Raw genomic sequence first — 22,546 nt, forward strand, 5'->3', positions numbered from 1 at the left:
AACCTACATTATTCATATTAATAGTCAAATCATCAATACCATCCTAAATAAAAAATGAGAGGCTCTATTTTTTATTTAGGACGCTATTGAAGCCACTTTATGAAGACAAAACAATACGACATAAAAAATAATATCAAAATCGGACAGGAGATTTTTGAGAACTTACCTAACGACATTAGACCAGATTGGGCAGGACTTGTTTTATCACGTTTTGACTATTATATAAAAGACATTCCGATTTCAATTAGTGAACTTTATCCAATCATAGACGACAAAGACCGTTGGAAAGAAGCACACGAACAATTTACCAAAATCAGAGTGTTCGGACTTGAAAACAAAAATTACGAACCTGACAATTATATAAGACTTGCAGAACTTGTTGCTAAAGTTACTTACAATGCTTCGGGGCAATCTGCATCGTTTGACAGCGACAGCGGACACTACATTGCAAGTTTGGCTCTCAAAGCAACAGAATATTTTGACGACAATAGACTTGAAGAAGAAGTAAAATCTGCAATTCTGTTGTTTAGTCGCAACAAGAAGTTCAAAGACAATTTAACAGCAGCTAAGGACTTTTTGCTTTACAAAAAAATTGACGACATACTTTGGTTTGACTGGGACCCAATTGGCATTAACGACATTACACCAAGAGACGAATATCAAAGTTATGTTCCCGAAATCTTCGGACTTGTAAAAGCAAAATCTGACAGACAGGAAATTGCAAACAGACTGCACAAACTTGAAACTGAAAATATGGGAATGAGCGGAACAATTGAAAACTGTTTGACCATTGCAGACAAAATACTAAAAGTACGATGACAGAAGGAAAAGCGGCATATAACAGGCGTTTGGCAAAAAAGCGGGTTCAGTGCTTAATTGAAGCATTGTGCTTCGTATCAAGTTCAATGCTGGCAGACAGTTTAGTGCTTCGAAATCCGCTTCTTCTCCAAGCGCCAAACCGTGTAGCACAGTAAGCATTCGTCCAACTACGTGTTGGATTTAAAATTCTGAGGATAAAGACTCTTGATGTTTTTATGTTTAATGGTCAATAGCGTCCTAAATAAAAAATGAGAGGTTCTATTTTTTGCCCAAAAAAGTTATTTTGGGTTTGCACCAAAAAACACGAACCTCTCATGTGTAATATTACATTGTTTTCACAGATTATTAAAAAGATAGACCGATCAATTTTCAAGAAATTGGTCAAGGAAAAGCAAACCGATAAGGGCTGCAAGGGATTTGACAGCTGGACGCATCTTGTCTCGATGTTGTTCTGCCATTTTGCCAAGAGCACCTCGGTAAGGGACATTTCCAACGGACTCCGGTCTGCTACCGGGAACCTTAACCATCTTGGTATTGCCAAAGCCCCCTCCAAATCAAGTATCAGCTATCAGAACAAACGAAGGGATTCGGACCTGTTCAGGGACCTTTACTATTCCCTACTGGGAAGTTTAGGACAGCAGGCAGCTGTCAAGAGGTCCAAACTCAGGATCAAGGTCCCCGTTTACCTGCTCGATGCCACGGTGATCAGCCTTTGTCTTTCGGTGTTTGACTGGGCTACTTTCCGTACCAAAAAGGGAGCTGTAAAGATGCACACCCTGCTGGAATATGACGGGAAACTCCCTGTTTACGTGAACATTACCGAGGGGAGTGTCGGGGATAATAAAGGAGCTTACGACATTCCCTTGGAAAAGGGCTCGGTGATCGTCGCCGACCGGTATTACAATGACTTCCCCATGCTCAACGTCTGGGACAGCAAAGGGGTGTTCTTCGTGATCAGGCACAAGGGAAACCTTGCCTTCAGCACCCTCGAAGAACGGGAGCTGCCCGAAACAACCGCCCAACATGTGCTCAAAGACGAAGAAATCGAACTGACCAACCCACAATCCAAAACCAAGTATAAGGGAAGGCTCAGAAGAGTGGCCGTGTGGGATGAGGAAAACCGGCAGACCATTGAACTGATCACCAACAACTTTGCCTGGGCGGCCCAGACCATTGGGGACCTCTACAAATCAAGATGGGAGATTGAGGTGTTTTTTCGGGACATCAAGCAGCTATTGCATATCAAAACCTTTATCGGAACCTCTAAAAATGCAGTAATGATCCAGATATGGACGGCTTTGATCACCATCCTGCTGATCAAAGTCATGAAGGCAACAGCTAAATTCGGCTGGCACCTGTCCAATCTGGTGGCCTTTATCCGGCTCAATATATTCGTGAAAATCGAACTGCAAAAATGGCTTGATAGCCCATTTACGGAACCCGAAAAACCACCCCTGAAAATAGTACAGGGGGATCTGTTTGCTCAAACTCCTTAATATGTCCCCAATTTGCTTTCAAATACAGACTAAAGGGTAAATCAAAAATTATTTAGGACAGCATTGTTTAATGGTCATAATATTTTGTAGTGTATACTTGAGCCATTCGTAAGGATTCACTTCGTGTTTCTTGCAGATAGCAAAGAAGGAATAGATCATTGCCGCTCTCTGGGCTGCTTTGTGCGATCCTGCAAATAGGTAGTTTTTGCGTCCGAGGGCCACAGGCCTGATGGCGTTCTCCACAAGGTTGTTGTCTATTTCAAGCCTGCCGTCGTAGAGGTAGTTTGAGAGTTCGTCCCATCTTTCGGCGCTGTAGCGCAGCGCTTTGCCTATGGCACTGCCGGGCAGGACCCTTTGGTCCTGGAGCTGTTCCTTTATCCATTCGGACATGCTGTTGATTACCTGAAGGGATTCATCCAGTCTGAGTTTTTTCACCGCATCGGGTACGAGGTTGTTTTCTTTTGCTTCCCTTTCGACCGCATATAGTTTCCCGATGAACTCCAAAGCCTTTTCCGCCCTCTTTTTGTCATTGGTCATGGCATCAAAGAACTCCCGTCGGGCATGTGCCCAGCAGGCCAGGTGGGTCACCCCTTCCTGTTTGCCCAGTTTTTTGTAAGTGGCATAACCGTCGGTCTGGAGATATCCTTTAAATCCTTTCAACAGGTTTTCTGCTCCGATGGATCCACGGGTAGGCTGGTAATCAAAAAGGACGGTTTTCTCCAAGGGGTTATGGTAGGTCCAATAATAGCCCAGGTGGCAGGCTCCTTTTTTGGCGCCGTCCATGACCTTGATGGTTGTTTCGTCCGCCTGAAGGTATCCCATCGCTTTGGTGTCCCCAAGCAGGCAGTCATATAGGGGTTCGAGCCTTTCGAGTGCCTGTCTGACCCATCCGTCCATGGTGGAAGCGGCGATCTTTATGTTTTCCCGTTTAAACCGCTGCAGCTGCCTGTAGAGCGGGAGATGGTCCCCGTATTTATCCGTGAGGATACTTGCCAGAAGCCCTGCCCCGGGTATGCCCTTATCAATGACCCGCTCGGGAAGTTTTCCGATCAATACCCCCGAGCCACTGTTTTTGTCTTTTGGGGCATATTTGTAGCGGATATATCTTCTGATGATATGTCTGCCCGGGATGTAATCGAGTTCTTCCGTCACTTCTTTGCCAATACATACCATACCGCTAAGGTCTCCTTCCGGTTTGATCTCTACTTCCTCAACGGGAAGGTGTTCTGGAAGGGCGACCCGTCCTGGATGAGCAGATGCCTGCTTCCTGCGGGTATATTCGGTCTTTTGTTCAAAAACTTCCTTTTGTGCCTCCTGTCCGGCCGCTGCTGTCTCGAAGGGCAACGCCATCTGGTCTTTGTTGCCCTCGAACCTTTCCCTTTTCTGGGCAAAGGCCATGCGCTTGAACTTGTCGATCAGGGCCAACAGCTGGCATTCATAGGCCTCCTTCTCACCGATCACCCGGTCACGCTCCCCGATAAGGGCGATGAGCTGTTCCCTTGAAAGATGTTCCAGTGAGGTGTCCATGGTTTAAAAATAAGGCCCTTTGGGCACTTTTCCATGGATTATTTCCCCACAACTGGCCGTGGATAACCCGGCAGGAAAAAGGTTTTTTCCCTTTTGGCCCACAAAACCCCTTTTCTTTAAACATATAAGCCCATCAGCCCCGAAAAGCATAACCCCCGGTCAATAAAAACGCCCTTTTTCAGGCAGTATATGCCGGGGTTTTTGGCTGGATTTTTCAACCTCTATGCCCTCGACCATCATCACCAGCTCAGGCCACCGGATATATTGGGATTCGGGGCGGGCTACAGGCGGGACAAAGGTCCCCTTTTCAAGCCTCTTGTAATAGACCACAAAGCCCCCGTGTTCCCAGTGGAGGAGCTTGAGAAGGTTCCTGCCCCGGTTGAGGAACACATAGACTTCCCCCGAGGCAGGGTCTTTGTCCAAAAAGTTCCTTACCAGCCCGCTGAGTCCGTCAAAACCTTTCCGCATGTCCACCGGGTCCCGGTAAAGAAAATAGCGGTGGGAAGAGCCCAGACTGAACATCAGAAGAGCCTGATCAGATGGGAAACAAGTGAAAGATCACCTGATGATAGCTTTAGCTTTACACCGTTGGGGTATTCAAGTTCAAGGGTCGCCCGGCCGGCCGTTTCGGGTTTTGACGTGTCCACGCGCACAAAATCCGCAGTGCCCCCGGACCCCTTCTCTTTTTTAAGCTTCCTGTACCAGTAATTGAATTTGGGAAACCCTATTCCCATGGTGGCACTGAATTCCTTTTGGGTCTGTCCACTGTTTTCAAACTCCTCCATCAAAAGGAGCATCTCTTCTCTTTTATCCATAATCCTTTGTTTTTATGCAAAGCTATGGACTATATTATCTCGAGAAAACATGTACTTAGTGGGATGGATATATTGCATCTGCAACAGATCTTTCAAGCTGAAGTCCTGCCTTTGAAGCATTTAAATTCTTCAACCCTCTCTGAATCCCAAAATTGGCTGTTACCGCACCAACCTGACCAAATGCTTGTGCAGTGCCCTCCATCTCATTCAATCGCATTTCCTCTGCATTTGTGGTTTTTGCAGGATCGAATCTGTCAATTCCTTTAAAATTAGTTTTAGCAGCTTGAAATGCTTCAGACATATTTGGGAACCTGTATCCTACATCTCCTCCATTTTCCATCGCAGCATGCACAACCACTTCTTTTTCCAAAGGAAAATGGAAGGTCGGATTCCATCCGAAAATTCCCAGTATTGTTGACATCTGGACTTCACGGCTCTTTTGAACTCCTAAGAAGTTAAAGACTTGTACGGCTTCTCCTGACTGCTGTTTTTCGATTGCGAAGCTGTAATGTATCCTTTCCAGTCCATCCAGATCAATTCCATCAATAGGTCTGTTACTGGAAAATTGGTAAGGAGTCAGCATCGGATAGCTCTTGGTCAAGGGATCCACACTCAAAACCTCTGTACGGTTTTTTACCCCAACCCCACTTTTTCCTACAGGGCTCACCGGTCAAAGAACGCTTCCAAAATGCCGTTATATTTAAAAATCAATAATTACTGCTTTTTGTTTCCCAGATAGTATTTGATAATATCATCAGGGCTGGGAACCACATTTTTGAGATACACACTATTAAACACTATAACGCTAGTTGGTTTAGATTTCTTACTAAGGCTTTTGAAATAGATTCCAAATCCAAATTTGGGGGATGTAAACCCTTCTTTATCTGCAATTAACCCTAGATCCTCTTTTGAAATTTTTTCTTTTATTTCCAGAAAAGTTGAATTCAGTATATTCAATTCGTCAAAAAAAACATCTCCTTTAAATATTTCAATACTTTCAATTTCATTACCACCGATATCTGAAAATACAATATGGATATCGTAAGCAGGCAAATATAAAGTCTTATTTCTTTTGCCTAGAACACTTGTGCTTCCTTCTTTGGAATTAGGATACCTAGATAAAATTTCTTGAAAATTATCTTTTAGCTTAAAATCACCAACAGAAAAATATGGAATTATCTTCATTGCTTATTTTTTTTTGATTGTTCTTCGAGAATAGGAATAACCTCTTTCACAAAATGATCCCTTGCATCGTCCAATCCTTCATTGTAGATATCTCCAAATTGTTCTCTGATAGCATTTGCATTTAAATCAAATGCATCTAAATATCTCCCTTCACTAAGTAGATTAGCTTCCGCTTGTCTAAACATTTTTGCAACCTCTTTTCCACCTGTTGATATAAAATCCTTATGATCTTGTATAGACATTATGTTAGCACTGCCCATGTAACTAGAAATTTTAAATCCAGATAATTCATAGGACTTAAGCGTTGGTAAATGATTCTTATTCGTAAGGAGCTCACCTAAACTACCATAAAAATTTTTCATCCTTCCATATGCACCACCTAGTTTGAATCCCTTATTTATTAGCCTTCCAAATTCATCCCCACTCGTACCTGGAATTTCGCCATCAAACCCCATAGCTCCGGCAGCAAACCCAAGAGCTTCAGGACCATATTTTCCAGTGGCCAAGATCCCGCTTGCAGCGGAACTATAAGCCCAGGGGAGCCAAACAGGCATGGTCTCCACAGCTGTAACGCCTACCAATGGAGCCAAGACTGTACCAAAAGCAATCACAGTATTAATCTTATTTTTCCTATCTATTTCCGCAGCAACAGATTTCACGTCGCCGCCTTTAATAGCAGTTGTATTTAATTTGTGATAGTCTTGCCAGCCAGCATATTGACCCTCCAAACCGTCGATGTCAATATTTGCTATAGGATTGTTACTAGCAAATTGATAAGGAGTAAGCATTGGATAGGAACCGGTCAGCGGATCCACACTCAAAAACCTCTGTACGGTTTTTTACCCAGGACTCACTTTTCCCTACACGGCTTTCCAGTCAAAGAACGATTCAAAAATGCCGTTGCATTTCCGTTGGCCAAGATATAAAAAAACACCTGACTTTTTCTTTTTCATCTGAACAAAAAAGCTTTCATGGATTCTGAGCAATTCCCTTCACTGCGTGGCATTCATTTGAATCAAAAAAGCTGGATCATTCTGATGAGCTCCAAAAAATTCTGTACTCAATACCAGACAGTTAAAATCCATAGGCGTCCCCCTAAGTAGCATTCACTTTTCAATCTAAAAAGCTTCCTTATTTTATACTAAGCCCTATAGAGTCGCAAAATAACACCATGTCACGAACTTCTTCCCCAACTAATCCCTCTATCTTTTTATCCTCTTCAATCATTTGCTTTAACCTGTGTGTGACCGTCATCAACAGTTCCGTCCCTGTACTTGCTGAAGATTTCAGCTCAGTGATCTCTTCAGAACACGATAACGCCTTGGCTGCTACCAAAACTTCTATTATATGGTCTATTTTTAATATGTAATTCATTTGTTAATTGTGTTAAAGGATTCAAGCTTAACACCACTAGCCGGTGTTACAACCTCTATTCCACCACCCCCACCCTGTGGCCCCCCAGGTGCATTAGGAGCGGGTCTTGTTATAAAATTGTTTCCCGGTCGTAAAGTTCCTATTTCTATAAAGTTGGCATTCGTGATATTTTCTACAGGAATTCCGTATTTTACTGAAAATGCATCCGGGTTGGATAAAGGGTTTTCAGTTGCCCAAAATTGTGCTTCCGCCGCTTGACTTTTACCTGTGGTACCGATTCTATATAATTTTCCTCCTGATTCGACATACGAGCGCATGCTCAAAGCCTCTTCCGCCAAGGATTGGACAGCTTCACCATAAGGAGTTTTAACCGACCTAGGAATACCCACCTTATTAGGCATTCTGAACTTGGAGAATGCTTCGACACCTCCATAAATACTCAATGCTCCAACTGTTCCCAGCCTGAATCTGTCCTCAATCGACCCATGCTCGATAGTGTTGGAGATTCCCCTATAAGCGTCTTTTGCCTCAGAATAAATTGGAATATAATTTGGACCAACAGACTCTGTTGCCATCTGGGGGCGGAAAGCGCTGAAGAAGTCATAAACACCTAAAGCAATCCCCCTGTATGCCCTATATACTTCTTTGACCTCCTGTTCGGTCGGTTTCTGGAGCATTTCCGTTGTGGTCCCCACTCCTGGATACCTGACTGCCTCCAAACCATCCAAGTCTATTGCCTGTATCGGCGTATTGCTGGCATACTGATACGGTGTGAGCATCGGATATGAACCGGTCAACGGATCCACACTCAGAAACTTCCCAATACCCGGATTATAGATCCTGAAACCATAGTCATAATGATTCCTTGAACCCCATTCGCCATGGCTGTCATTTTCCTTGCCGTTGAACCCATATCGGTACGTACTGTCCGAGAGGCTTCTACCGACCATGGTCAGCCCAAATGGATAGTAATCCGAAACACTCACAGTCTCCGTCCAAGTAGAGTCTTGGGATAACTGAATTCTATCTCGAACTGTAGCAAGCACATTTCCCAGATGATTGGAAAGCTCGTAGCTCTTACGGCCAAGGGTTCTATATCCCGGTTTGGCTGCATGAAGATGCAGTCCTAGCCTATTGCTGCCATAAATGGACTGTTCTACAAGCGTATCGTTTTTGTAAACAGCCATAACGTTACCTGAAGCATCCCGAACGTAAACGGTCGAATCCATGCCCGTTATTTTGGCGATCCTGTTTCCGGCAGCATCGTAGCGAAACCCTGTTGTGGAATTATCTGATTTAGAAACCTGTCTTACTTTGCCGTAAGGGTTCCAAGTGATGTCCACTCCTTCCTTAAGGTCTTTTGTCAAATTGCCGATGGGATCGTACTGGTAGTTGTCACCATCTTCCTTGGCCGTGTGCCACAGGCGGTTGGTACCGTAGTAGTAGCTGTACTGGAAGTTGTCCTGTAAAGCCCCTGCCTGGTCCCTACGCTGTAAAGTTAGCAGATTTCCGTTGGGATCATAGCTATAATCCACATCATATGGCGAAGGATTTTCGTCCCTGGCTGCGAAACCGGAGCCTTGGGTATATTCGGTCAGGCTACGCGCCTGTACGATACGGTGGAGCTGGTCATAGCCGTACACCATGGCCTGCATGCGCTTGTCCCCTTCCAATCCCGGTAGGTCGGTTGCCATCCATGCGATATTACCGTTGTACAATCCTGTAAGGGTGCTGTCCCCCTGATCCCGGTACCGCTCCCAAAGCTGGTCACGCTGGTCGGGAAGGGAGATTCCCTGCCCAATGGGTGTGTAGTCCCCCTCGTGATAGCCCAGCGTGAAGGCCATGACGTCGGTTCCCGTCCTCAGGCCGTTTTGCCCGTCGGTGCCAGGGTCACCTTCCATGGGCATGTTCACGCCTTTCAGCCAGCCCTGCAGGGTGTAGTAATAGTCCACGCCCTGTACATTGTACTCGCCCAGCTCCACACGCGCCAGCGGACCGTGGGGATAGTAGATATACCTCGCGTCACTGTTCCAGATGAAGCCGTCCGTACTGGTCTGTACTTCCTGGATGCGGTTGTCCGCATCGTAGGTATAGCGGTGGATAAACTGGTCGGGCTCGTTGTACTGATAGAGCACGAAGTTCACATTGCCACTGACCAGGTCATAGACGTAGTCCGTCCGCTTGTAGCCGATGCCCGGCAGCTCCTGTAGCAGGGACCTGACATTACCGTGCGGATCATAACTGAACTTGGTAGCATCTCCACCACCCTTATTCACCGTTCTCACCTTACCGTAAGGGTTCCACGTGATTTCAGTTCCTTCCTTGAGGTCTTTTGTCAAATTGCCGATGGGATCGTATCTTAATTGAATAATCAAGCTTGTACTGTATCCCACCTCTCACTTTATCAAACCAAGGTGCTGCCTTTCCCTTTACTTAATCATCTTCATAATCATCTATGTTAGAATTTCCTTCGTTGTTAATTAATTCAATTATTCCATTTTGAAACATAAACTTTCAAGCTTGGTTTATTTGAATAATTGTAATTAGATAGCAAAAGATAGTTTATCTCATTCCTTTTAAAGGATCAATATTTACATATAAAGATTACCGGAGTTTCTTTATCAGTTGCACCATTAAAAATCCAATCTTCCTTATCAATTAATCTTTTATTCAATTGATAAAACCTATTTAATTGGTCATAAGTTTGATAGTACCATGCAAAATCATTAGAATTTCCTTTAAAATTTATTCCAGTCGATGGAAGATTAGCTAAGTCATTTTTTAGACTTTTATAAACTATACCTACATTTTTCTCTAAGTCAACCAATAATATTTTTTGACGCCGGTTGTATAATATTGTAAAAAGAAATTTATTTTTTGTTAATTTTATACCATTTGATATTTTATAATAACCATTAAAAGAATTTACCTTCTTCAATCTTTCAACTGGGTGAGAAATATCGAAATATTCATACGGTAGAAAGTTGTTATTAAAATCAATTCTAATTTTATTTATTGTTCTATCTTCTATTATATATAAAGAATCTATATATGGATGATAATGAATGACTTCATCTTCAACGGGAAAGAAAAATTCCTCACCAGATAATATAGTTTCATTTAATTTATCAGTTTTAGGAAAAAAATCTTCAATCCACTTTCCTTCATGATCATAGAGACTAAAATTAAAATCTATTCCATCCAATCTGTTTTGGTAGTAAAGATATATTCCGCTATCATCCACCCATAAATTATTTGCCAATTCTTTGATATTAAATGTTCCTAAATCATTTAAATCTTTATCAAAGATTAAAATTCGTCTACTAGTCCCATCTAATACATACAGTTTATTTTTATAGTATGAGAAGTCAGTTATCTCACTCATTCCGTATGGACCTTCTCCTATATCATCCCGCTCAGATAATAGTTTACCATTAAAGTCATACACCTTCAATGATTTCATTAAATAAAAATCAGAAATAAATATTAAAGAATCCTTAACTACCACCTTGTCGATTTGTCCGACTATATGATTTGGATCCAATTGCACAGGTGTGATAGTTTTAAAAAAATCACTGAATTTTAATTCTTGGCTTAATGCTTGTCCTACTTTTATTGTTTCAATAATTTCACCATCCTTTGTGTTATCTTTTTTGTTGCAATTTGTAAATAAAAGGATTGAAATACCAATAAAAATCAGCTTGTTAATTGACATAGTATTTGTATTAAGGTTATAAAATTTATGAGTATGGCCTATAGGCCATACTCACCCTACCCTTACTGATCTTCCTTTTTCTAAGATGTACTTTCATATTTAATAGTTAAAGAAGTTTTCAATGTTTTTCTTTGAAATAACAGGTCGTCCTCCCAGTTTAATGAACTGAAGGTCTCCTTTTTTCCTGATCCTAAATAGCGTCGTACGGCTTATGTTCAAGAGTTCGCATACATCGTCCAGGTTCAGATATTCCTTTTCTTTTAAAGCCCTTAGGGGAGCCTGAACAATGTTCTCTGTTTCCCTGTTGGAGGCTTCAAGTTTCTCCTCCTTTTTACGTTGTTTATAGGCTTTTTTGGCGCAGGCATCACTACAATATTTGGTAACAGTTGTTTTTGCTACGAACACGGCATTGCAGTACTGGCAGATACGATGTACACGGATATTGGAACTCATGGTAATTTCTCCGGATTTTTTGTTTCAGAATAGTTCAAAATGTATCAATATGTTTCAAACTGTTTCAAATCATTTCATCAATTCCCAAAATTTGTATCGTGGTGCAAACACCTGGTTTTGTGGTACAAATACGGGATGAATACGGTACAAAAGTATCAAAAAACCGGAAACAAAAACAAATAAAAAAAGGTGTAAAAATAATTTTTACACCTTTTTAATTTCGTATTTTAGTATTTTTTTAGATTTATTTTCTGTTTCTACTTGCCGATACAAAACTTACTAAATATATTAGCCAACAGATCATCCGTAGTGATCTCCCCGGTAATCTCTCCAAGGAAATGTAGGGACCGGCGGATGTCCATGGCCAGGAAATCATTGGTGATTTCTTCGTCAATACCGTTCAGTACATCCAACAGGGACTCGCGGGTCTTTACCAAGGAATCATAGTGACGGATATTGGTCACTACGGTATTGCCTGTTTTGAATTTATCCAGGTTGACCAGTTCCAGTACTTTATCTCTCAGATCATCAAGGCGCTCCTTTTGCCCTGCTGAGATAAAAATCGTATCCGGATATTTATCTTTTAACTCACTGATAAATTGATCATTAGCCTTATCAATCTTATTGGCTACTTTAACGAAAGGAACGCCGAGATTTTCCAGCTTATTGATATCACGATTGATCTCCACCATATCGGTATCGCTGAGGTCAAAAAGGTAAAGAATCAAAGAAGCACTTTTCATCTTTTCCTGAGTCCTGGAAACACCCATGGCTTCAATTGTATCGGTCGTTTCGCGCAAACCTGCCGTATCGATAAAACGGAAAATCACTCCGCCAATATTGATTTCGTCCTCGATAAAATCACGTGTGGTGCCCGCAATATCAGATACAATGGCCTTTTCTTCATTTAGCAGCGCATTGAGCAAAGTAGACTTGCCTGCATTGGGTTTCCCTGCGATGACCGTCGGAACACCGTTCTTGATCACATTGCCCAAGTCAAAACTGCCAATCAGCTGTTCTACCACCCGGAGAAGCTTCTCCACCAGCACTTTCAGGTCATCACGACTGGCAAACTCCACATCCTCTTCCACAAAATCCAGCTCCAGCTCGATCATGGATGCAAAATGGATCAACTGGTCCCTCAACTGCTTGATTTCACCACTAAAGCCTCCTCGCATCTGGTGAAGAGCTGCCTGATGGGAAGCTTCACTGTCCGAATGAATCAGGTCCGCCACCGCCTCTGCCTGGGCCAGATCAAATTGCCCATTTAAAAATGCCCGCTGGGTAAACTCACCCGGTTTGGCAGGCCTCGCCCCTTTTCTTATTAGCAGCTTAATGACCTGATTGATAATATATGAAGAGCCATGGGTAGATATTTCCACGACATTTTCCTTGGTGAAGGATTTTGGAGCTACGAATAAGGACACTAATACTTCGTCAATGACCTTATCATCATCCCTGATCGTGCCAAAGTGAATGGTATGGCTTGCCTGCTCTTCCAGGTTCTTGCCAGCAAATACCTCATTGGTAAGTCTGATAGCATCCTTGCCGGAAAGGCGAATGACGGCGATGGCGCCTACGCCTTGGGGGGTGGCCAATGCGATGATCGTATCTTCTTTTTCGCTGATCGAAAAGCTCATGGAATGGGATTATTTTATAGATAAGGAGACAAAGATACAAGGCATTTGGTGGAATTGTCGAACTCCTGGACTGTTAAATTACCGAACTGTAGTATTTTCAAATACGAGATTTTGCCTCACTATATTGGAAACGAGGATCCCGAAAGCCTTCATTTTACTTCGTACCTCGTATTTCTAGCTTCATTCTTTACCATCGACAAACCGCTCAATGGTCGCTTTTAGGTCATTGATAAAGGCTTCTGGCTTTCGGTAACCTGGAAGTTGGGTGATGTTTTCCATTGCTGAATCAATGATCACGAAATTCGGATAAGAACTTACGCGCATCGCCTTGGCCATGCTTGCTTCGGTATATTCCTGTCCTTTAAACTCAAACTTCTCACCGTTATTTTCAGCATCCAGCTTCACCGCATAAAAATTTTCATTCAGATAACTGATCACTTGCTCATCCGTAAAGGTCTCCTTGTCCATTTTTTTGCACCAACCGCACCAGTCGGTATAAACATCCACGATCAGCATTTTTGGAATTTCTTCGTTCAGGGCTGTTGCTTCTTGGAAGCTATGCCATTTTATCTCAGGTTTTTCCTGTGCGAAAACCAGCCCTCCAACCAACAAGAAAGCAACCAGTGAAATTAACTTTTTCATTTGATTCATCATTATGTGCTATTACCAAGCATTTTCAGTCTTAGTTCCTTACGGAAAGAGACCGGAATAGGTTTGGAATTAAAAGATTCGTAGCTACACTGTAGGTTCTAACTCATGACGATTGTTTATGTTTTTTTACCCGGATGCCGTTTAGACAATAACAGACAGTGACAAAGCTTTGATGATTGAAAAGGTCCTTTGCCGATCTGTCGGGATCAGCCCCGCATGACTATCGGGGACATACGTTAACTAAACGGCATTGATTTCGGGTTTAAGCATTTTGGTCCTGTATCTGTTATGGAGAAGGATTCGGAACGTTTATTTTCTTCCTCGTCATTGGTCATTACCTAGCCTAAAGGGATGTCTTTGGCACGGCACTGCATTTGACCGAATACAATCAATTAGTGGCCGTTTTTCATTTTAAGCTCCGGCTCTACCCCCAGTTGTTTTGCAAATTCCTCTAAATATGCCTTAAAGTAGTCTTTACGCGCAAAGCCCGGATCTGACAATTCCCAGGCCGCCACGGCATAATATTCCATCGGTTTTCCTGGTTCAATGTTCACCTTGGCCAAAAAGCTATTGGTAAGCTGGCCGGTTTGGGGAGCTTCCATCCACCCTTCGTAAACGGATGTAGGAATGATCAGGGCCAATCCCAAGTACCATTCCTTTTCATAAGTCTGTTTATCATGAGTGAATAACACTGTGAAGTCCCCTACTTCCATGTCTTGGAGTTGCTGGTCAGTATGGATATTCACCAATCCGATCACACCCTTTTCATCTCCCTGCAGGTTGTCAAAAACCACAGCATTATGGTAACCAAACATCCCAGGCCAGATTTCAGTGGTTTCTGTGACCCGATACGTTCTTCCTGTTTCCTCTGGTGCCCAATCCTGGTAGTCGTATTTCATCAATGAAAGTAAGGGCCCACTTTCGATCACCTCAAAAGTTGTGGCGGCCACATTATTGGCACTGTCTCGCTGAGTGACACCCAACCGGACGAGTTGATCGCCTATCAAAAGTGAATAGCCACCAATACCCACTGAAGTTCCCACCGACAGGATATCCCTGCCCCAATCTTCCATGACATGGTAGTTGTCCTCTGTCACACCAGCCTCATTGATACCGACATTTCGTGGGGACATGGCGCTTACCCTTTTGCCAAATACATCCTTGGAATTACGGCCGTCCAGATAGTGTCGGAAGCCTACTTTGTCATTTTCCCATGATGGCCCATCGGTCTGGTAAGGTTGATAGCCCATCACGCCCGGCAATTCCTTGGGATAAAAAGTATCCTTTTTGGCCGGATTCACCGTATCCGATTCGGAAGACCTGACCCCAAAACGCACATAGGTCCTCTCTTGCCATTTTGGGACCACTTCCTTCCAGCTTAAGCCTATTTCCTTGGACGCTCCTTGGTCCAAATCCAATAGGAAGAACAACTCATCCCACTGTCCATCCCCATCAGTATCTACCAATTGGCTTGGAATCGTGTCTGATGATCGCTTATCGATCAATAGAGGCTGCATTCCTTTTTTATCGGAGGTGCCCAACTTTCCCTTTGGAATACGTATAGGCTTTTCTGCCAGATCAACTTGACTTGGATTATTGGCCGAAATCGATGCATCATATCCATTCTTAGGTTCACAACCCACCACTAAAAGACAACCTATAAATGGTAAAAAAAACCTGTATTTGAATCGTTGATAAATCATTGAAATGTTAGTTTATGGGTAAATGGCGTGATGCCAGTGAGGTAAACATGATTTCCTTCTGTACGCAAGGAGCCAAAGTGCACACTGTACTTTTCACCATCCAACCGGCGAATCCGCTCATGTTCTTTGATTCCAGGACCAAAAGTAATCGTATCTCCACCTTTCTCAAACGCCCCTTGACCATCGGTCAAAAAGTAATTATCCTCACCATCATTCGCCGGTTCCACACCTTTCAATTGGCCTGTCTGGTCAAAACACATTTCCACGGTAACACTCACCCCCTCCAATCCAGTAACCTCAAAAACCAAGTCTACTTTTCCATTGTTTTCTTCGACAGTCACCTTACTTTCCAGTGTCTTTACATTGCTCACAGGCCGCTTGTCAAAGGCCATTTTACTCCAGAACCTACCGTCCACACTCGGGGTAAGTTCATAATCCCCATCTTTATTTCTAAGGGACTTCGGTAGCGGTTGGTAATAGGGCGCCTCCAATTTTTGATAAAGGTGATATTTGCCATTTTCATGACGAAGTCCTTGACTTCTGAAATGCCCCATACTGAAAAAATTGGCGGACATCCGCATGTACCAAAGAATGGCATTTCCTTTGCGATAACTGAAAAAGTTAGGACTAACAGATCGCCCTGAGGCAATGATCAAAGGCCAATCCACTCCACCAAAAATGGTTGCCGTGGTAGCCTCCCTCCTGATTCGGGCAAGACCACTTGTCGTAAACAGTTTTTCGAAATCCACCGGCACCGGCTCACCAGCTGGAAGGTCTTTTCTCAGCATTTCATCCTCCATAAAATGGAACAATGCTTCTTCGACAATCATCCTGTCAAAGCCAGGAAAGCCTTCGATCATCTGGCAGATTTTTGCAAAACGACCATTTTGGTCATAGTTGGCCAAATAACGGTAATGCAGGTACTGCACCACGATGCTACGATGGGAATATTGGTCTTGACGTCTGCTGTCAGTGGTCACAAGATCGCCGTTTGGCTCCATGTAATAGTAGGTCATCTCCAGGCTTTTCCTTGGAGCCGCATATAATTCCGGCCGATCCAACAGCCTTCCCAAAGCAATAAAAGCGTTATTTTCCACATCGGAATAATTCATGCTTCGTTCTGGATAATGTCCGTCTTTGTCCAGGTAGATGCCTTCACTTAGCCATTCATCTATGCGGTCTACGTATTTCTGTTCAGGGTAAAGCTGATTGATCCTGGCCAGCGCATGACACACCACCCAACGGTGATTAGGGGTATGCACCCCTCCTACTACCAGTGCCTCCCCCGTTTTCAGCACAAATCCTTTGATCTTTTTCTTTACCGGATCCAACTCACCATCTGCCTTTTGGCTCAAAATATAGACACCGGCACAAAGTGGCTCCATGATAAAAGCAGTATCCGGAGGAGATTCTAAGTTACCTGCATTGATGGTGCCATCGGGCCGTTGGTTTTCTATCAGTTTGTCTGCTGTGTAGTCCAATAACCCTATCACTTTATGGTCTTCATAATAACGTGAGTCAGTACAGCAATATGCAGCAGCCAACATGGCAAAATTATAGCCATAACTTCGGCCTCCATGCTTATTGGCTTGATCCCCTTTCTCAAGGAGATTTTGTACATGCTGATCATTTGCCTTGACCATCTCATTCCAGAGAGGTGTCATCGTTTCATACCTTTTCCTGCCGGAAAAAGAAAAACCCAGGGACGGCATCAGGTACATAGCTCCTCCCAGTCCAAGGGATTGTTTTAGAAAGGTATTTCTGTTTATTTTTTTCATTGCTTAGATGTTTTAATTTCGACCTATTTTCGGAGTGGATCATCACTTCGAGCTTGTCTGAACTGTCTGGAGCCAAAGGCAGGCTTGTCTGAAGCCAAGCAGGCTTGTCTGAAGCCAAGCAGGCTTGTCTGAAGCCAAAGGCAGGCTTGTCTGAAGCCAAAGGCAGGCTTGTCTGAAGCCAAAGGCAGGCTTGTCTGAAGCCAAAGGCAGGCTTGTCTGAAGCCAAGCGGGCCTGTCTGGAGCCAACGGCAGGCTTGTCTGGAGCCAAGCGGGCCTGTCTGGAGCCAAAGGCAGGCTTGTCTGGAGCCAAGCAGAGCGTAGCGAAGTATTTGTGGGAGGTGGCCGTGGCAGTCTCATTTTCTTAGATGAGATTGCTTCACTTCGTTTCTCTCCGTTCGCTATGACGGTTTGGAAGACCTGTCTATTGCAGATAAAGTCTAAGGGCAACTTCATTCAAATAGATCTCAACTAATTATAAAAGGAAATGCTCCCAAAAGGAGCACCTCCCTTACAATCAAACCCCCAACAATTAATATCCGTCGTTTTGTGTGATACTGTTTCCCGTCACATCCACTTCGCTTTGCGGAATGGGCCTAAGGCTGTGAAAAGGCTTAATGGCTTTGTTCAAGGCCGCATGGGGATTGTACGCAAGGACTCTTTCCTGCAGCTTGCCCGTACGTTTGAGATCCATCCATCTGCTGATTTCTCCTGCCATTTCTATTGCACTTTCATTCAAGATCACATCAAGGTCGATATCACCTGCATCCAGCATCATATCCAGTCCGGCGCGATCCCGAAGCGCGTTGATATGTTCAGCTGCTTTGCCTGCATCGCCTGCTTGGAGGTAGGCCTCCGCTGCTATCAACCTGGTCTCCCCGGATCGGATCAGGATCGCGTCCCGCTCACCATCTGGATTGATTCCTGGATTGGTATACGGTACGCCCGGATCGTCAAATTTCTTGAACATTGGAAAATGAACCTGGGTCAATCCGTCAGGAGTGAAATATTCATCAGGATTGAAAACCACATAATCCTTACTGCTGATGACAGCATCTGCCCAAGCTGTTTTGGGAAAATAGATGCTGGTATCCCCTTCTTGAATAATCCCGTCCGGACCATTCACCTCGGCAATCATCAGCCTTCGGACCGTAGCTGCTTCCCTTTCGTCACCTTCTTCAAACAAGCTGAAGAAATAAGGTGTGGGAGCCCTACCTAAACCTCTGTGGTAAAGTGTGGATCGCGTCTGACCAGGATATACATCATATACAAATTTAAACAGCAAATGACGATAGTTTCCAAGACCTCTGGATACAGGATTATCTCCATAGAGCAACGAAAAGATGACTTCTTCATTCCGTTGGTTTTCGATGGACACCAATGATGCAAAATCATCCACCAAAGGGTGCTTTTCGATCACTGTTTCGGCCAGTGCCGCTGCTTCAGAAAAATCAGTTGCACTCCCAAAATCCTTATAGCCCCTTGTCAAAAGCACTTTGGCCTTTAAGTGCCTTACGGCATCTTTTGACACTTTGCCATATTGGGCAGGGGATTCGTCCACTGCTGCCAAGGCATCATCCAGATCAGCTATTATCTGACCGTAAACGTCCGTTTCACTTGCTCGTACAAAGTCGGCTTGGGCAGTCTTGATTTCTTCCAGCACCAAAGGCACTCCTCCAAAGTTCTCTACCAGATGGAAATAAGCAAAAGCCCGTAAAAACTTGGCCTCTCCCACTCCCACTGCTCGATCCGTGTCACTCAGTCCCTGCACCTGGTCTGCCCTGCTGATAGCCGTATTGGTAGCGGCCACGACATTGTAATAATTGGTCCAATACGTCTGCAATGCACCGTTTACAGGACGAAGGTTGACATAGTCATTCAGTTCACTGATACCGGCAATAATATCCCTTCGGGTAAATATATCTGTGCCCTGATGGTCAAGGTCATAGAAAGTAGTCGCCAAACGCATTTTGTCATATGCATTGGCCACCATTTGGTCCAATGCTGTGGGATCATTGAGCAGAATCTCATCTGACAAGTAATTTCTGTTTTCCTCTTCCAGAAAGTCCGAGCAAGAAACCAAGCCCATGATTCCGACGATACTTACGAATAATACAATATAGTTCTTCATGATGCTTTCTGATTAAAATTTAACATTGATACCACCCATAAATATTCTGGACATATAGGCTGATCCCCAGCTGTTACGTGCAGCATTTTCAGGATCCCATCCTTCGTAATTGGTGAAGGTAAATGGATTCTGTGCAGTAAAATACAGCCTCATGCTCTGGATTTTAAGGGCATCCAGCACGTCTTGCTTAAAATTATACCCCAAGGTGATGTAGCCCACTTTTACGAAAGACACGTCATGGTAAGTAAGTGGCTCCGCAAAAGGACCATTGTTACTCGGTTGATACCATTCATTGGACGGATTGTCAGGAGTCCAGTAATTGGTCTGGAGGCTATTGAACCGTGCAGGTGTGCCGTCAAATCCACCAGAGTGGGAAATATGAAAATAACTGGCCGAAACCGCACCTTGATTGGTCCTTACAAAGAAGGTGAAGTCCCAGTTTTTATAATTAAAGGTATTGGCAATACCGCCAGTCCACTTTGGCATATTGGATCCGATCACGGTGCGGTCATCTGCGTCAATAGCACCATCATCGTTAAGGTCTCTCACTTTTACCTGACCTGGCTGCTGGCCATACCCCTGGGCTTCGTCCAATTCATCCATCTGCCATATCCCATCAAAAACATAAGAATAAATCGACCCAACAGGCTCTCCTACTTTATGCACATAGGAACCTGCCTGGACACCAAATAGGATTTTGTCTAAATCACCATATAGCTTGGTGATCTTATTATTGTTTTTGGCAAAATTCAAGGAAGTAGTCCATTTGAAATCACTAGTGTGAATGTTCACGGAGTTTAAGCCCAATTCAACTCCTTTGTTTTCCGCCTCTCCCACGTTTTCGAATACTCCAGAAAAGCCTGAAACGGTCGAAATTGGCCTGAAAAAGATAATGCCAGTGTTCTTTCTATGGTAAATATCCAATGACCCGTACAGCCGGTTATTGAAGAAGCCAAAATCCAGACCAAAGTTAAACTCCTTGGTTTTCTCCCAGGTCAAGTCCTGATTGGCCAGGTTGGTCACATAAGCTGTCTGCGTAATTTGGTCGCCAATATTGGTAAAGTTATTACCAATCAATGAAAGTGATCCCAGCGGTGCCAAACCACCTCCCGCACCGTTGTTACCGGTTTCACCGTAGCTCAACCGCAATTTCAAATCAGCAATGAAGTTTTGGTCTTTCATAAATCCTTCATCGATAATGCGCCAGGCAAAGGCAGCCGAAGGGAAAAATGCCCACTTGTTTTGCTCGGACAAGATGGATGATCCATCATAACGGCCTGTCAAGGTCAGCAAGTACTTGTCCTTAAAGGCATAATTTACCCTTGCTGTATAAGACTCCAATGTCTGCTTGGAAAAGCCTCCCTGGGCCGTTCGCAGGTCGGAGCCTGCATCGATATTATAAAACAAGAACTCATCGGTGCTGTAATTACGACGTTGCATCAAGTAGTTCTCGTAGCGATCCATGAACAATGAATACACAAAGGTGGTATTCAGACGGTGATCACTTCCAAACTCAAGGTTATAATTGACGATATTATCCCAGGTATAAGAAATCCGGTTACTGTTATTGACTTCCGCACGCGTATTGCCTTGCTGTCCACTGGTAGATTTTGCAAACCTTCCCCGGTACTCACCATATCGGCTAAACTCGATGTTTGGCGAGAAATTAGAGCTGATCTTGAGGTTTTCTACTGGCGTAAATGCAAGTGACAGGTTGCTCAGGTAATTAAGGGTCCTTGTTTCCCTCGTAATATTATCCGGTTCGAATAATGGATTGGTGATGAAGGTCTCTCCTTGCAAGGGGAAAAACTGTGGATCTCCGTTTTCGTCGAAAGGTGTACCCGTAGGCCTCAAACGATAGGCACTGCGCAGCCCTTCACGGCTACCTTCATTCCTCAATGCAAAGGAGGCGTAGTTATTAAACGAAATCGAAAAAAGCTCCGAGAGCTTGCTGCTCAGGTTTCCGCGGATGGTATATCGTTCGTAATCTTCTCCTTCAAAAGTTCCTTCATCCTGGGTATAAGCTACGCCGATGCCATAGACCGTCTTATCATTTCCACCATTGAGGCTCAAGGTGTGGTTTTGCTGCATGCCATTGTGCTGGATCAGGTCAATCCAGTTTACATAATCCCCATTGGCTATATTCTCCAGTTCATTGGGTCGCATATAGTCGGCTAGATCGACATCACCAGCCGATACACCAAAATCTCCGGAAGAATAAAAATTACCCACCACGGCATCTCTGAAGTATTGTACAAATTCCTCACCTTGAAGCATATCGGGCAGGTTATACGCCTCTTTTACTCCAATGTAATTATCGTATTGGACACTCACTTTTCCTTTACTGCCTTTTTTGGTTTCGATGATTACCACACCGTTACTTCCTCTCGAACCATAAATGGCCGTAGCAGAAGCATCTTTCAGGACGTCCATCCGCTCGATATCCGCTGGGTTAAGAAACGAGATATCGTTTACAAATATTCCATCCACCACAAACAGTGGATTCTGACCGGGATTAAATCCTCCCTGTTCCACGGTTTCATTGGCATTTATGGTGTTAGAGCCCCGGATCCGGACATTGAATCCGCCACCTGGCTTATTGTCGGCTGCCTGAATATTTACCCCAGCCACTTGACCTTGCAGCGCTTGGAAGGCATTGACCTTATTGGCCTCTTGGATATTTTTGGAATCCATCGACACCACCGATCCGGTAAGGTCTTTCCGCTTGGTCTCACCATATCCTACCACGACTACTTCATCCAGCTGGGCCACATCAGGCTCGAGCTCGACATCAATAACCGTTTGGTTACTTACAGCGATCTCCTGGGTAATATACCCAACAAATGAAATGGACAAGACTGCCTCTGAAGGAGCAGCTACGTTAATTGAAAATTTACCATCAAGGTCAGTTACTGTTCCCGTTCCGGAGCCTTTGAGCAGTACTGTGGCTCCTGGGATGGGCTGTTGGTCTTCTCCCGAAATGACCGTACCGGTAATTTCTGTGGATTGGGCCAAAACCAAATTAGAATAGACTAACATCAAGAGCAGCAATGCTGCCCTTGAATAACATTTTGAGCGAGGTACACAAATGTTGGTTTGAAATACATTCGAAACCGACACGATGATTCGCTTAAGGGTTTTTAGGGAAAGGTGCTTCATAGATTCTCACTTTGGGTTATAGAAAACATAAGGTTTTAAGCATCGATATTGTATGTTATTTAGTTTGGTAAAAGGATATCTTTACAGTACTAAATTTCAAACA

19 protein-coding genes are annotated in these 22,546 nt (G+C 43.8%); 2 read left to right on the forward strand and 17 right to left on the reverse strand.

Annotated elements, in window-relative coordinates; genetic code table 11:
* Nucleotides 1-99 precede the first annotated feature (99 nt).
* The gene (locus tag FKX85_RS15875; protein ID WP_141615672.1) at nt 100-819 is read left to right on the forward strand and encodes a hypothetical protein; all 720 of its coding nucleotides are present in this window, start codon (nt 100-102) and stop codon (nt 817-819) included.
* A gap of 314 nt (nt 820-1,133) precedes the next feature.
* Nucleotides 1,134-2,315 (forward strand): IS4 family transposase, encoded by a 1,182-nt coding sequence (locus tag FKX85_RS15880; protein ID WP_141613049.1) that lies wholly within the window; start codon nt 1,134-1,136, stop codon nt 2,313-2,315.
* Nucleotides 2,316-2,363: 48 nt separating this feature from the next.
* Here the strand turns inward: FKX85_RS15880 and tnpC are convergent, their stop codons facing one another.
* The 17 genes from tnpC to FKX85_RS15965 all read right to left on the reverse strand — a co-directional run bounded on the left by tnpC (nt 2,364) and on the right by FKX85_RS15965 (nt 22,443).
* A complete protein-coding gene (tnpC, locus tag FKX85_RS15885) occupies nt 2,364-3,842 on the reverse strand; it encodes an IS66 family transposase (RefSeq protein ID WP_141615673.1) in 1,479 nt (492 codons plus the stop codon).
* A 159-nt stretch (nt 3,843-4,001) separates the two neighbouring features.
* The gene (gene tnpB, locus FKX85_RS15890; RefSeq protein ID WP_141615674.1) at nt 4,002-4,364 is read right to left on the reverse strand and encodes an IS66 family insertion sequence element accessory protein TnpB; all 363 of its coding nucleotides are present in this window, start codon (nt 4,362-4,364) and stop codon (nt 4,002-4,004) included.
* Nucleotides 4,364-4,657 (reverse strand): IS66 family insertion sequence element accessory protein TnpA, encoded by a 294-nt coding sequence (gene tnpA, locus FKX85_RS15895; protein ID WP_141615675.1) that lies wholly within the window; start codon nt 4,655-4,657, stop codon nt 4,364-4,366. The genes tnpB and tnpA overlap by 1 nt, the downstream gene beginning before the upstream one ends.
* A 55-nt stretch (nt 4,658-4,712) precedes the next feature.
* Nucleotides 4,713-5,258: a hypothetical protein gene (locus FKX85_RS15900; RefSeq protein ID WP_141615676.1), complete on the reverse strand. Its 546-nt coding sequence runs from the start codon at nt 5,256-5,258 to the stop codon at nt 4,713-4,715.
* A 113-nt stretch (nt 5,259-5,371) separates the two neighbouring features.
* Nucleotides 5,372-5,842: a hypothetical protein gene (locus FKX85_RS15905; protein WP_141615677.1), complete on the reverse strand. Its 471-nt coding sequence runs from the start codon at nt 5,840-5,842 to the stop codon at nt 5,372-5,374.
* A complete protein-coding gene (locus FKX85_RS15910; protein ID WP_141615678.1) occupies nt 5,839-6,630 on the reverse strand; it encodes a hypothetical protein in 792 nt (263 codons plus the stop codon). Before FKX85_RS15910 ends, FKX85_RS15905 begins: the two co-directional genes overlap by 4 nt.
* Before the next feature lie 343 nt (nt 6,631-6,973).
* Nucleotides 6,974-7,216, reverse strand: a complete 243-nt coding sequence (locus FKX85_RS15915; RefSeq protein WP_141615679.1) for a hypothetical protein — start codon at nt 7,214-7,216, stop codon at nt 6,974-6,976.
* A complete protein-coding gene (locus FKX85_RS15920) occupies nt 7,213-9,591 on the reverse strand; it encodes an RHS repeat protein (RefSeq protein ID WP_141615680.1) in 2,379 nt (792 codons plus the stop codon). The genes FKX85_RS15915 and FKX85_RS15920 overlap by 4 nt, the downstream gene beginning before the upstream one ends.
* 209 nt (nt 9,592-9,800) lie before the next feature.
* Entirely contained in the window at nt 9,801-10,931 is a 1,131-nt protein-coding gene (locus tag FKX85_RS15925; RefSeq protein ID WP_141615681.1) for a hypothetical protein, read from the reverse strand.
* 99 nt (nt 10,932-11,030) lie between these two features.
* Complete coding sequence (locus FKX85_RS15930) at nt 11,031-11,384, reverse strand: helix-turn-helix transcriptional regulator (protein ID WP_141615682.1); 354 nt, start codon at nt 11,382-11,384, stop codon at nt 11,031-11,033.
* Nucleotides 11,385-11,641: 257 nt separating this feature from the next.
* Nucleotides 11,642-13,024, reverse strand: coding sequence for a tRNA uridine-5-carboxymethylaminomethyl(34) synthesis GTPase MnmE (mnmE, locus tag FKX85_RS15935; protein ID WP_141615683.1), 1,383 nt, complete (start codon nt 13,022-13,024; stop codon nt 11,642-11,644).
* A 180-nt stretch (nt 13,025-13,204) separates the two neighbouring features.
* On the reverse strand, nt 13,205-13,666 hold the full coding sequence (locus tag FKX85_RS15940) for a thioredoxin family protein (protein WP_141615684.1): 462 nt from the start codon (nt 13,664-13,666) through the stop codon (nt 13,205-13,207).
* A 401-nt stretch (nt 13,667-14,067) separates the two neighbouring features.
* On the reverse strand, nt 14,068-15,378 hold the full coding sequence (locus FKX85_RS15945) for a DUF4861 domain-containing protein (RefSeq protein WP_141615685.1): 1,311 nt from the start codon (nt 15,376-15,378) through the stop codon (nt 14,068-14,070).
* The gene (locus FKX85_RS15950) at nt 15,375-17,156 is read right to left on the reverse strand and encodes a hypothetical protein (protein WP_141615686.1); all 1,782 of its coding nucleotides are present in this window, start codon (nt 17,154-17,156) and stop codon (nt 15,375-15,377) included. Before FKX85_RS15950 ends, FKX85_RS15945 begins: the two co-directional genes overlap by 4 nt.
* A 42-nt stretch (nt 17,157-17,198) precedes the next feature.
* Nucleotides 17,199-17,609 (reverse strand): hypothetical protein, encoded by a 411-nt coding sequence (locus FKX85_RS15955; RefSeq protein ID WP_141615687.1) that lies wholly within the window; start codon nt 17,607-17,609, stop codon nt 17,199-17,201.
* A gap of 76 nt (nt 17,610-17,685) precedes the next feature.
* Entirely contained in the window at nt 17,686-19,284 is a 1,599-nt protein-coding gene (locus FKX85_RS15960; RefSeq protein WP_141615688.1) for a RagB/SusD family nutrient uptake outer membrane protein, read from the reverse strand.
* A gap of 12 nt (nt 19,285-19,296) precedes the next feature.
* Nucleotides 19,297-22,443 carry a SusC/RagA family TonB-linked outer membrane protein gene (locus FKX85_RS15965; RefSeq protein ID WP_229239651.1) on the reverse strand — a complete coding sequence of 1,049 codons (3,147 nt, stop codon included), beginning with the start codon at nt 22,441-22,443 and terminating at the stop codon, nt 19,297-19,299.
* Nucleotides 22,444-22,546: the final 103 nt, after the last annotated feature.

This window comes from Echinicola soli (assembly GCF_006575665.1).
GTDB lineage: Bacteria > Bacteroidota > Bacteroidia > Cytophagales > Cyclobacteriaceae > Echinicola > Echinicola soli.